Raw genomic sequence first — 12,676 nt, 5'->3', positions numbered from 1 at the left:
CTTCTTAGTCTTCGAATTCGTCCTCGTCTTCTTCGTCGAGTTCATCATCTTCGTCATCTTCAATTACTAAATCTGATTCACTAATCTCGTCTTCTACTTGTTCATCTTCAGGGTCGTCTAAAGTTTCTTGATCATCCGTTTGGGCAGGAATGTCATCGTCGTCATCCATTTCGTCATCACCCAATAATTTAAGATTTTTATCTTCTTCATCTTCATCATCAAGAATATCGAATTTTTGAATTGTAGGTGCGATTTTTTCTTCAATATCGTCTACAGAATACCAATCACGTAATCCCCATTGATTTTCACCAATGTTTAAGAAACGTCCATCTGTATTTAAGTCTGTATAGAACTGAACTACACGATTTTCAATCTCTTCAAATTCATAACCACCTAAATCTTTGAATTCATCGATGATATCGTATAAATTCATCGTTGCACCTTTATCATTTAATAACGTATAAGCCATATCTATAAATGACTTTTCATCAACCATTTCTTTAGTATAATCTTGGATTTTCATTATAGCTAATCTTCCTTTCGAAGAATTTTTTAATTATGTCGTTAGATTTCATTAATTAATAGTAACAAAAATAAATTATAAATGACAATACACGATTTCGCAATTACGATTATCTCAGTAATTTACATATTTCTCGAAAATAACTAAATCATCTGACTGATCAATTTCTACGAAACCACTATTTACACATAATGATTTTAATTCATTGTTTTCACCAAATAACGTAATCATAATCGTTTTAGCTTGTTTGAAATGCTTTCGTACATATGTAGGAATTTGTCTTAATGCACTTTCAGCGATACCTTCTTTTCGTTGTTCTTTATACACTTCAATAGCCACAATATCAATTCGATTATCCGTTTGTTCAAGTGCTATAAAACCTACCTTTTGGTTATCTTTTAGTAAATCAACAATACTATAAGATGAAATGCTTGATGCTTCATTTTCAGTTAATCGTAGTGAAGACACATGTTTTGAATCTAAGTCCAAATAATATAAGCGTTCTTTACCAATAGGACCTTCTTCTTTAGTAGCAGTGTGCATAAAACCAGCACGTTCATACACATTCCAAGCCCCTTTATTTTCAGCATCGACAACCAGATACAAGTGATTGAAATCAGGGAATAAATCTTGTACATATTGAGGTAAATACATCATCATCGTAGTTCCATAGCCATTTCCTTGAAACTTCTCATTAATTGATAATGATCTTACATATACAACATTCTCAGGTGTATCATACCCTTCATGTTGATAATATTGATGTAATACAAAGAAACCAACAACATCACCATACTCATTAATAGCTATATTAGCCACTCTATTTGAATCTGAAAGAGCATCATCTAGAACTGATTTCGGTAAGGATGAGTATATTTGTTGTCTCTCACTTAATTCAAAGTTAACTACATCCTGCCTATACTTTTCTTCAAATTCTTGAATCGTTATATTTTCAAACTGCTTTTTTATAGTCATAACCACTAACCCCTATGCCTCTTTTAATTAATCAACTTTATTATAATTGTTTTTTTACACTTATCAAAATAAAATCCACTTTAATTAGGTACAATTGTTTTAAATTTTTACAATTTAAAAATAATCTATTGAAATTTAGCTAATTTGCTTTACTATAAATATGACATATAAAATCACGAGGTGAACTAGAATGAAAGTCGGTATAGATGCCGGTGGTACGCTAATAAAAATCGTCCAAGAATCTCAACAAGGACGTTCGTATGAAACAAAACTTACTACAAACATTTCAGAAGTAATTGCATGGTTAAACGCAAACACTTTTGAATCAATCAGTCTTACTGGCGGAAATGCAGACGTTATTGCTGAAAGTTTAAATGTGGATGCAACTATATTTGTTGAATTCGATGCATCATCCAAAGGTTTGGGTATGCTTCTTAAAGAGCAATGTCATCATATTGACGAATATATATTCGCTAATGTCGGTACAGGCACTTCGTTACATTATTTCGATGGCAAACAACAACGTCGTGTAGGCGGTGTAGGTACTGGTGGAGGTATGATTCAAGGACTGGGATACTTATTATCACAAATTACAGATTATGAAGCACTTACAAATCTAGCTCAGTCTGGAGATAGAGATACAATTGATCTTAAAGTTAAGCATATTTACAAAGATACCGAACCACCTATTCCAGGTGAATTAACAGCTGCTAACTTTGGAAACGTCTTACATAATTTAGACGTAGATTTTTCACCTGCTAATAAATTAGCATCAGTGGTTGGAGTTGTTGGTGAAGTAATAACTACTATGGCCATAACCGTTGCTCGTGAAAATAAAACTGAGAATGTTGTATATATCGGGTCTTCTTTTAACAATAATCCACTTTTACGTGAAGTAATTGAAGATTATACGGTATTACGTGGTTTCAAACCATATTACATTGAGAATGGTGCTTTTTCAGGAGCACTTGGCGCAATTTATTTAAATTAAATACTTATTATTGAAAAGAGCCTGGGACATAATTCAATGCCTCAGGCTACAAATATATATTGGCAGTAGTTGACTGAATTAAAAAGCGTACTTGTAACAAGCTTTTTAATTCTAGTAACCTTGCATGGCAGACGGGCCCCAGCAAAGAGAATTTCTTTAAGAAATTCTACAAGCTAAGCTAGCTAGGGATACAACAAATAAATTTTGAAAAATATTAATTCTGTCTGCTCCCTCTACAATTTATCTAATTCTTAAATGCATCGACATATTTAACATCGACTATTTATTAATGTATATATAAAGACAAGATTTCACTAAATGTTACGTGCTTCAAATTAAAAAGTTAATTCATTTGATAATTTTTGTGCAGAAATGACTGTTCCTACCACACCAGGTTTCAAATCAATTGCGACAGCTTGGTCATTATCACGCAACTTATCTAACCAATCACTAAATACACTACCTTCAATTTTAATTAATTCACATTCCTCAAAATCTTCATCACGAACTTTGAGTGCTCTATTTTTCAAGCTCCAAACCGGCATGATTTGAGGTTTGTCTTCACTATCATCACTAATCAATATAAAGTGATTTTCGCCATGTTTTGATAAACCAAATACTTGGTCTTCTTTGGCAACATCCTTTACAAATTCTTTAATACGAATTTTATCCAACTCTGACATTAATTCATCAGTCATTTTAACGACTTTTACAATTTGACCAGTTTCTTGTGATGTTTGATTAATGATAACTTGATCATCCTCATCAAATAAGTCATCCAATTCATATGTAACGAATGTATCAATATCAATTTTTAGCACACGGTCATAATCGATTGACGCATGTTTTAAATAGTCTTCCGCTTGTCCTTCTTGAGTCCAAACGCCAACATAATCTTGGTTATTACTATTTAGTCTGACCAGTTTTTTATTTTTGTTAGCAACATAAAATACTTCATTAATCAGTACATCTTTAAAGTACGCCTCATTCTTATAAGACAATGCATAACCCTCCATTTCTAATTTGCAACTATTAAAATACTAAATGACAATACTTATGTCGTCAAATTTCTATTCTAAAAAAAGGACCAAGACTGTATTCTTGATGAATGCCATGTCTTGCTCCCAAATTGACGCATAGAGCTATAACTATATTGAATTATTATCTTTTGATTCATTTAAATGCTAAGAATTGAAATTATGCTTTTTAAAATTATTGCTATATTCCTATCAATGGATATTGATTAGGGTAATTTAATTTTTATCTAATTCAACTAAAAAGGATTTTTCAATTTTCTCTATGGCTTCTTTTGAATCTCCAGTCCATATACAACCAAAACGAGAATTAACTGCATTCTTTCCAAACCAATCACCATCATAATAAGATAATGGATATAATACGCCCTTTTTGACATATTTTAAAATTGTATTAAAGAAATGTTCATTATCACCATTAGAGAAGTAACTATAGAATTTCTGATATGATGAATTTAATTCTTCTTGTAATAATAACATGCTTGTTGAGCCATTTTGTCTAAAGTTTAAATCGATGGCAAAAACATCACCGTTTTTATCTAATAGTAAATCAAATCCAGCTACACCGAAGAAACCCAACTTTACACCATTTTCCATAATTTCTCTTCCTGCATCAATAACTTGTTGAGGAACATCATGAACATTTTCATTTCCAGCATAAAATCCATATTTATCAGTGATTTGATGTGCAGTCCCTAAATAAGTCACACCTATTTCTTCAGAATAAGCATACTGAACACAATAATTCTTTACCGCTTCAAATTTTTGTTCAATAATTAAATTATCCGTAGCATCACTTGCTTCTAAAATACGTTGTGTTGCTTTAGCTAAGTCTTCTTCATCATAGCAAATCATTACACCATATCCACCAGCTGTTGGTAAGTCATCACCTGGTTTAATTACAAAAGGGAAATCCCATTCTTTTATGCGCGCTTTAAAATCATTTATCGATACAATTTCTCGCTCTGGTAAATATTTATGATTCGTCCATTCTGGTATTCGCGCTTTATTGTTCAAAGCTACAAATGTCTCTTTATCTACAGCGTAGCATTTATCTGAAACAACATCTTCACTATGAATATATTGAAAATATATATCTTTACCTTCTTCTTTAACAATTCGATTTAAGAGTGCTTCATATGTTTCACGGTTTTTAAATTGATACGTATTTGTGGGAACTTTTTTTCCAACAAGATTAAATAGTTGGTCTAATTTTTCAGTAATACTTGCTTCATGTACAATCATTGGCATTGAATCTGCAATAAGCATTTCCCTACCAGTTAAGAAATTAGATTGATGCTCCTCTGGCTTTAACCATGGATTTGAAACATAAGATGGTCTCGAGTTATACACTATATTTTCATTATATAAGTCACTTAAAGTTAATTTTAGACCTTTTTCATTTATCGTCATTTTGACTCCCCCTTTATATGAGAGTGCTGTTGAACAATTTCATCAAACAATCCCTTATTTTCAATTAGTTCTAATCCCATTAATGCTATAATTTTCGCACCATGAATTAATGCTTGATCACCATGTACACTTGCTGCAGCCTCTCTAAATCTATGTGTATGACCAACTAAGTTTCTAGATCCTATCTTCACATGAGGATGAATCGTAGGTACTATATGACTGACATTACCCGTATCTGTTGAACCAAAACCAAAATCATCATGACTTACATCTTCACCAACTTCGAGCGCGTACTTTTCAAATAATTTATCTAATTTAGGTGTCTTAATAAATTCGTTCACACCATTTTGTATAGGGCCAAATTCATAATCGCAACCTGTTTGAATTGCGGCACCCCTAGCAATTTGATTAACTTTTTCTGTTAAAATATCTAGTTCTTTTCGAGTTGTTGCACGTGTGTAGAATCGAGCATGTGTAAAATCGGGTATAATATTTGCAGCTTTTCCTCCGTCTAAGATAACACCATGTACGCGTTGACTTTTTTTAATGTGCTGTCTTAACTGTGCTACACCGTTAAAATATGAAATCATTGCATCTAAAGCGTTTAAAGCTTCGTCAGCATTTTCAGAAGCATGTGCACTTTTGCCATAAAATTTTATATCTAATACATCCACCGCTAGTGTATCAATGGTTGGATAAGTTGCATTACCTGGATGAATCATTAATGCTATATCGATAGCATCGATAATATCAGCCTTAACATATGACGCTTTTGCACTACCATTTTCGCCACCTTCCTCTGCAGGACAACCGAGCACGACAACTTTGCCACCGATGCGGTCTATAACTTGTTTCAATGCTGAACCCGCAAGTACACTAGCAGTTCCAATAATATTATGACCACATGCATGACCTAGGCCTGGTAATGCATCATATTCAGCTAAATAGCCAATAACTGGGCCTTCTTGTCCAGAATCATATGTAGCTATAAATCCAGTAGCGTGTCCAGCAATATCCGTTTCTATATCGAAATCATTCTCTTTCAATTTATCTATAAGCGTTCTAGACGCAAAAATTTCTTCATTGCCTAATTCAGGGCGTTCATGTATTCTATGACTAATTTCAACATAATCATATTTATTATTCTCTATATAATCTAAAATTCCTTGTTTATTACTCATAAATCATAACTCCCTTATTATTGTAAAAATTTTTAAAAATATTTTGGATATTGTAACCATATCGTTTCTCAATTAATTATTACTTATTTTATCGGATTTAAAGATTGTTGTCATTAAATAACTTTATATTTACGAAATTTTCTCACAATTCACTTTGTTTAACTATAATTTTGAAAATTGTAAATACCCTTAACTATTGATACAATCAAATCGTTAACTTAATAATTAAGCTTATTTAATCTAGGAGGATTTATCATGACTAAAATGAACGTTGAAAGTTTTAATCTAGATCACACTAAAGTTGTCGCACCTTTCGTCCGTTTAGCTGGTACAATGGAAGGCTTAAATGGTGATGTTATTAAAAAATATGACATTCGCTTCAAACAACCTAATAAAGAGCACATGGAAATGCCTGGGTTACACTCACTAGAGCATTTAATGGCTGAAAACATTAGAAATCATACTGATAAAGTTGTAGATTTAAGTCCAATGGGTTGTCAAACTGGTTTTTATGTTTCATTTATTAATCATAACGACTATGAAGATGTGTTAAATATAATTGAAAAAACACTAAATGATGTTTTAGAAGCTACTGAGGTACCCGCTTGCAATGAAGTACAATGCGGTTGGGCAGCAAGTCATTCACTTGAAGGTGCAAAAGAAATTGCGCAAGCATTTTTAGATAAACGCAATCAATGGTCAGATATTTTTGGTGAAGGTAAATAAATTTCATATTTAAAATAAAAACCACCAATACTTAAGTATATTTAAGTATTGGTGGTTTTACTTTTCTCTTCTATAATTTTTTCACTAGTGCAATTAAAACAAATTGCATTGGTAGTCTTGTGTATAATGCCCATTTAGGTACTTGTTTATCACCTAAAGGTAATTCTTTTCGTGCCATATATATATTTGCTGGTAATACAGCTAATAAGAAAAGATTTATACCTGTTTTTAACCAATTAGCAGGACGTTTTAATAACAACATAATGCCAAAGAAAATTTCAAATACACCTGTTACTAAAACAGCTGTTTTACGTAATGGTAAGTATTCTGGAACAATATTTCTAAATGAGCGTTCATTTGTAAAATGTAGAACGCCAGCTGTTCCAAATGATAGACCTAATAAATAACGAAATACTTTCATTAATGTTCTACTCCCATTTCATTCAAATAACTTTTACCAAATTCAGGTAATTCCACATTGAAATTATCTGCAATGGTCGCACCGATTGAACTAAACGTACTGTCTCCTGATAATTCATGGTATTTATCAATTTTAGGGCTAAACATAAGTACTGGGATAAACTCTCTAGTATGATCAGTACCATCGGCAATAGGATCATTTCCGTGATCAGCCGTGATAATAACTAAATCATCTTCTTGAAGATTGTCGATTAATTCTGGTAATCGCTCGTCGAAATCTTTAATAGCTTGTGCATAACCTTCTTTGTCTCTACGATGGCCGTATAGTGCATCGAAATCAACTAAATTTAAGAAACTAATGCCATTAAAATCTTTTTTTACGACATTAATTAATTGATCCATACCATCCATATTATTTTTTGTTCTTATTGCTTCAGTTACACCTTCACCATCATAAATATCATTAATTTTTCCTATAGCAATAACATCATAGTTATTATCTTTTAATGTATTCATAACAGTTTTGCCAAATGGTTTGAGTGCGTAATCATGTCGATTAGAAGTACGTATAAAGTTTCCTGGTTCACCTACATACGGACGTGCAATTACACGACCAATTAAGTATTTAGGATCTTTAGTTAATTCTCGAACCTTTTCACAAATATCATATAATTCTTCAAGAGGAATAATATCTTCATGTGCAGCAATTTGAAGTACTGGGTCAGCGCTAGTATAGACGATTAAGTCCCCAGTTTTCATTTGATGCTCACCTAATTCATCAATAATGGCTGTCCCTGAAGCGGGCTTATTTGCTACAACTTTACGACCTGTCATTTCTTCAATCTCTTGTATTAACTCATCAGGAAATCCGTTTGGATATACTTTAAATGGTTGCATGATATTTAAGCCCATGATTTCCCAATGTCCTGTCATGGTATCTTTACCCACTGAAGCTTCACTAAGTTTAGTATAGAAAGCACCTGGTTGTTCAACTTTATTGACAACAGGTAATTCTTCAATATTACCCAATCCTAATTTTTCCAAATTAGGTAGCGTTTGGTTAAATCCTTCTAATGTATGCTTTAATGTATGAGATCCTTCATCATTGAAAACTGCAGCATCAGGCGCTTCTCCGATACCTACTGAATCCATAACAATTAAATGTACTCTTTTGAATGGTGTAGTCATATTTAACACTCCCTCCTACTCTGTAATTATTTTATGAATTAATGTTGGTGTTGTTGCTTGTGCTTGAATTTCAATACTTTCATCAAGTTTCTTAATAACGTCGTCAACATTTTCACGATTACTGTGAATGGTTAATAAAGATTCTCCCTCTTTAACAACGTCTCCTACTTTCTTGTTTAATACAATCCCAACACTTAAATCTATTTCATCCTCTTTAGTTTGTCTCCCTGCCCCTAACATCATTGAAGCAACACCAATTTCATTAGCAATAAGTTCTGAAACTACGCCACTTGATTGAGCTTTATACTCGATTTGATATGTTGCTGTTGGTAATAGTTCAGGCGCATCAACTACTGAGGCATCGCCACCTTGATTCTCTAAAAATGTTTTAAATTTTTCTAAAGCTGAACCATTTTCAATTGCTTCATTTAATAATTGACGTGCTTCCTCAAGTGTTTTTGCTCTATTAGCTAGAACTACCATTTGAGAACCGAGTGTTAATACAAGTTCAGTTAAATCTTCTGGTCCTTTACCATTTAATGTATCAATAGCTTCTTTTAATTCTAAAGCATTACCAATCGCTCGACCAAGTGGTTGGCTCATGTCAGAAATAATAGCCATTGTATTTCTACCTACATTATTCCCTATACTAACCATAGCATGAGCTAACGCTTCAGCGTCCTCTAATGTTTTCATGAAAGCACCATTACCAGTTTTAACATCTAAGACGATAGCATCAGCACCCGCAGCAATTTTTTTACTCATAATAGATGATGCAATTAAAGGAATTGAGTTAACTGTCCCTGTTACATCTCTCAATGCATAAAGTTTCTTATCAGCTGGAGTTAAATTACCTGACTGTCCAATAACAGCTACTTGATTTTCATTAACAAGTTTAATGAAATCCTCTTCAGAGATTTCAACGTGGAATCCTTTTATTGATTCTAATTTATCAATTGTTCCACCCGTATGTCCTAAGCCACGACCACTCATTTTGGCTACTGGGACACCCACTGCTGCCACTAGAGGCGCTAATACTAATGTAGTTGTATCACCAACGCCTCCTGTTGAGTGCTTATCAACTTTAATACCATTGATTTTTGATAAGTCAATCACATCACCTGAATTAACCATTGCCATAGTTAATGCTGCGCGCTCTTCGTCATTCATATCTTGGAAAAAGATAGCCATAGCTAAACTCGATGCCTGATAATCCGGAATATCCCCATTCGTGTAACCTTTGATAAAGAATTCAATTTCTTCTTTTGATAATGATTTACCATCGCGTTTTTTTTCAATAATATCTACCATTCTCATAATTCTGAACCCCTCTCAAAATAAGCTGTTGTATCTATGTGCTGTTACGTTAATTGCATTATTAATAATCAGAATCTGACTCTAAGCCTTGAATAATTTGAACACCTGCACTCGCACCTATACGCGTAGCACCTGCATCAATCATTTTATTGAAATCTTCCAAACTGCGAACGCCACCTGATGCTTTAACTTCTAATTCGTCTCCCACTGTATCTTTCATTAATTTCACATCTTCAGGTGTAGCGCCTCCCCCAGCAAAACCAGTTGATGTTTTAACGAAATCAGCACCTGCTGCTTTCGCTAATTCACTTGCTTTAACTTTTTCTTCATCTGATAAAAGCACAGTTTCAATAATCACTTTTACTGTTTTTTCATTTGCTGCTCCAACTACGCCCTCAATGTCTTTTTGAACTTCTTCAAATCTTCCATCTTTAAGTGCGCCGATATTGATAACCATATCAATTTCAGATGCGCCATTTTTAATGGCATCTTCAGTTTCAAAGATTTTAGTAGCAGTTGTAGTAGCACCAAGTGGGAAACCTATAACGGTACAAACCAATACATCAGAATCATTTAATCGTTCTGCTGCATATTTTACATGTGTAGGATTTACACAAATAGATTTAAAGTTATACTCTTTGGCTTCATCAATAATTTGATCGATTTGTTGACGTGTAGATTCCGGTTTCAATAATGTGTGATCAATAAATTTAGCATAATTCATAGTAGTTTCCTCCAATATGTTGTTAAATTTAAATGATATTCCATCTAACTGGAATATTAACTATTTAAATTAATATAGTCCTCTCATTTCTATAGTACAAAAATTCGCAAAAAAGTTAAACAAATGTTATCTTAAGCTTAACAATCATGATAAGGAGAAGATATTAATGACAAATGGCACACCTCATATTCAACCTAATGGAACAAAAATCGCAAAGACTGTTTTAATGCCTGGCGATCCATTACGTGCAAAATATATTGCTGATAACTTTTTAGAAAATGTTGAACAATTTAATGAAGTTAGAAATATGTTTGGTTACACAGGTACATATAAAGGAAAAGAAGTTTCTGTAATGGGATCAGGGATGGGAATACCAAGTATCGGTATTTATTCTTATGAGTTATATAATTTCTTTGATGTTGATACTATTATTCGCGTAGGTTCATGTGGCGCCTTACAAGAGAATGTAAATTTATATGATGTCATTATTGCTCAAGCAGCATCTACAAATTCTAATTATGTTGATCAATTTAATATACCTGGTCACTTTGCTCCAATAGCTGACTATGATCTCATCACTAAAGCTAAAAATGTAGCAGATGAAATAGGAGCAGTAAGCCATGTAGGTAATGTTTTATCTTCAGATACATTCTACAATGCTGATAAAACATTCAATGATAATTGGCAAAAAATGGGAATATTGGGTATAGAAATGGAATCAGCAGGTTTATACTTGAATGCAATTAATGCTAGTAAAAAAGCGTTAGGTATTTTTACAGTTAGTGACCATATTCTAAAAGACGAAGCAACTACAGCTGAAGAAAGACAAAATTCATTTACTCAAATGATGGAAATTGCATTGGAAATCGCCGAGTAATTTCAACTTCTAATAGATAATAAAAGGTGCTTGAGACGATAATGAAATCTCAAGCACCTTTTTATATGATTAATTAAACTAAATATGATTTGAACATCCAATTGTGTTTATCAACAGAATTTTTCATACCGATGAACATATCTTCTGAAACATCATCGCCAGCTTCTCCAGCTACTTCTATAGATTTAACTAATTGCTCTGAAATATGAGTTAAATCATTAGAGAAGGCTTCAACCATTTGTTCAGCTGAGTAATTTTTACCAGCTTCATCAACGATAGAAATTTCAAGACTTTCTTTCAATGTACCAACTGGATTTCCACCAATTGCTAAAATACGTTCAGCTAAGTCATCTACATATTGGCTAGCTTCATTGTATAACTCTTCGAATTTCTCATGTAATGAGAAGAAATTAGGTCCTTTAACATACCAATGGAAATTGTGTAATTTAGTATACGCTACAGTCCAGTTTGCAACTTGTTGATTTAATTCTTTTACTACATCTTGTTGACTCATTATATTCTCTCCTTGTACTTCTGAATTGGTTTCTCTTTATTACAATAATTATTATATTATAATCATTATAATCTGTAAATAGTTATATTTAACATTTTTTGCACTGATTTTTATAACTACCTTTTCCTATCAACTATTAAAACTTATTTACCAGTGTTTGAAAAGTGATTAACATCAGCAACTAAAATAATATATATTCACTAACAAATCTCTCGTTATCAATTATGATAATATTTTATCAATTATATGCGTTTATCATCTATGAAAAAGGATTTTTCATATTCATTTGGTTTATGCCAATGCGTCTTCCACATCCTATTTCGATTATTTGCAAATAAATTATACGCTAGATCTCTTATTTGACGTGGAATGACTTTAATTAACAATCCTAACCACTTGTAATTCGTTGTAGTCATGATAAGATTAGCAATCGCATTGGATTTAAACTCTAAATGTTGACCACGTTGTAAAATCACGCTGTTTTTATTTAATGCTTCTGGATGTTGTTCAAATAAGTGTTGCCCTGCTTCCCCTTTTAAAGTTGCGAATTCATAACTCTTAGGAAGTCCATTCTGTATTAACCAAATGCAATAGTTATAACAATAAACACAATTACCATCGTAATAAATAATAGGCATTTCTTTCACCTTCCTCTAAGTCTTATTATTAATATTCCATTCTATGCCTTACATTAAACACTAAAAATGTCCATAGCATAGCATTCCTTTAACTATGAATGATTTAAATTTGATATAAAATGTTAAAGTCATAATAATAAAATTAAAAACCTGAG

General features: G+C 32.4%; 14 protein-coding genes. 3 read left to right on the top strand and 11 right to left on the bottom strand.

From position 1 onward, the window contains the following. Positions 1-4 precede the first annotated feature (4 nt). Together rpoE and HMPREF3265_RS09960 are read right to left on the bottom strand one after the other, a co-directional pair. Complete coding sequence (rpoE, locus tag HMPREF3265_RS09965; protein WP_053025303.1) at positions 5-523, bottom strand: DNA-directed RNA polymerase subunit delta; 519 nt, start codon at positions 521-523, stop codon at positions 5-7. A gap of 114 nt (positions 524-637) precedes the next feature. Continuing rightward, the gene (locus tag HMPREF3265_RS09960; RefSeq protein ID WP_070861592.1) at positions 638-1,498 is read right to left on the bottom strand and encodes a GNAT family N-acetyltransferase; all 861 of its coding nucleotides are present in this window, start codon (positions 1,496-1,498) and stop codon (positions 638-640) included. Positions 1,499-1,688: 190 nt separating this feature from the next. Here HMPREF3265_RS09960 and coaW point away from each other — a divergent pair, with 190 nt between their 5' ends. Continuing rightward, positions 1,689-2,489, top strand: coding sequence for a type II pantothenate kinase (gene coaW / locus HMPREF3265_RS09955; RefSeq protein WP_070861589.1), 801 nt, complete (start codon positions 1,689-1,691; stop codon positions 2,487-2,489). A 335-nt stretch (positions 2,490-2,824) separates the two neighbouring features. Here coaW and HMPREF3265_RS09950 read toward each other — a convergent pair whose 3' ends face one another. The 3 genes from HMPREF3265_RS09950 to HMPREF3265_RS09940 form a co-directional block, all read right to left on the bottom strand. Further along, complete coding sequence (locus HMPREF3265_RS09950; RefSeq protein WP_070861586.1) at positions 2,825-3,490, bottom strand: DUF2750 domain-containing protein; 666 nt, start codon at positions 3,488-3,490, stop codon at positions 2,825-2,827. Between the two features lie 252 nt (positions 3,491-3,742). After that, positions 3,743-4,936, bottom strand: a complete 1,194-nt coding sequence (locus HMPREF3265_RS09945) for an L-aspartate--L-methionine ligase LdmS (protein ID WP_070861583.1) — start codon at positions 4,934-4,936, stop codon at positions 3,743-3,745. Next, complete coding sequence (locus HMPREF3265_RS09940) at positions 4,933-6,117, bottom strand: M20 family metallopeptidase (protein ID WP_070440335.1); 1,185 nt, start codon at positions 6,115-6,117, stop codon at positions 4,933-4,935. Before HMPREF3265_RS09940 ends, HMPREF3265_RS09945 begins: the two co-directional genes overlap by 4 nt. A gap of 255 nt (positions 6,118-6,372) precedes the next feature. Between HMPREF3265_RS09940 and HMPREF3265_RS09935 the strand changes: the two genes are divergently transcribed. Further along, the gene (locus HMPREF3265_RS09935; RefSeq protein ID WP_070861580.1) at positions 6,373-6,843 is read left to right on the top strand and encodes an S-ribosylhomocysteine lyase; all 471 of its coding nucleotides are present in this window, start codon (positions 6,373-6,375) and stop codon (positions 6,841-6,843) included. A gap of 70 nt (positions 6,844-6,913) precedes the next feature. Here the strand turns inward: HMPREF3265_RS09935 and HMPREF3265_RS09930 are convergent, their stop codons facing one another. The 4 genes from HMPREF3265_RS09930 to deoC all read right to left on the bottom strand — a co-directional run bounded on the left by HMPREF3265_RS09930 (position 6,914) and on the right by deoC (position 10,492). Then, entirely contained in the window at positions 6,914-7,264 is a 351-nt protein-coding gene (locus tag HMPREF3265_RS09930) for a DoxX family protein (RefSeq protein WP_053025305.1), read from the bottom strand. Further along, positions 7,264-8,451: a phosphopentomutase gene (gene deoB, locus HMPREF3265_RS09925; RefSeq protein ID WP_070861577.1), complete on the bottom strand. Its 1,188-nt coding sequence runs from the start codon at positions 8,449-8,451 to the stop codon at positions 7,264-7,266. Before deoB ends, HMPREF3265_RS09930 begins: the two co-directional genes overlap by 1 nt. A gap of 15 nt (positions 8,452-8,466) precedes the next feature. Further along, complete coding sequence (locus tag HMPREF3265_RS09920) at positions 8,467-9,768, bottom strand: pyrimidine-nucleoside phosphorylase (RefSeq protein WP_037551899.1); 1,302 nt, start codon at positions 9,766-9,768, stop codon at positions 8,467-8,469. A gap of 61 nt (positions 9,769-9,829) precedes the next feature. Continuing rightward, a complete protein-coding gene (gene deoC / locus HMPREF3265_RS09915; RefSeq protein WP_070440327.1) occupies positions 9,830-10,492 on the bottom strand; it encodes a deoxyribose-phosphate aldolase in 663 nt (220 codons plus the stop codon). A gap of 166 nt (positions 10,493-10,658) precedes the next feature. Between deoC and deoD the strand changes: the two genes are divergently transcribed. Beyond that, positions 10,659-11,369 carry a purine-nucleoside phosphorylase gene (deoD, locus tag HMPREF3265_RS09910; RefSeq protein ID WP_037551894.1) on the top strand — a complete coding sequence of 237 codons (711 nt, stop codon included), beginning with the start codon at positions 10,659-10,661 and terminating at the stop codon, positions 11,367-11,369. Between the two features lie 73 nt (positions 11,370-11,442). On the opposite strand, the gene HMPREF3265_RS09905 is transcribed toward deoD, so the two are convergent. Together HMPREF3265_RS09905 and HMPREF3265_RS09900 are read right to left on the bottom strand one after the other, a co-directional pair. Next, complete coding sequence (locus HMPREF3265_RS09905) at positions 11,443-11,886, bottom strand: Dps family protein (RefSeq protein WP_029376676.1); 444 nt, start codon at positions 11,884-11,886, stop codon at positions 11,443-11,445. Between the two features lie 239 nt (positions 11,887-12,125). Next, a complete protein-coding gene (locus HMPREF3265_RS09900; protein WP_070442136.1) occupies positions 12,126-12,521 on the bottom strand; it encodes a thiol-disulfide oxidoreductase DCC family protein in 396 nt (131 codons plus the stop codon). Positions 12,522-12,676: the final 155 nt, after the last annotated feature.

The sequence above is a fragment of the Staphylococcus sp. HMSC62B09 genome (assembly GCF_001839115.1).
Classification (GTDB): domain Bacteria; phylum Bacillota; class Bacilli; order Staphylococcales; family Staphylococcaceae; genus Staphylococcus; species Staphylococcus haemolyticus.
This window is presented reverse-complemented; position numbering and strand designations above follow the sequence as displayed.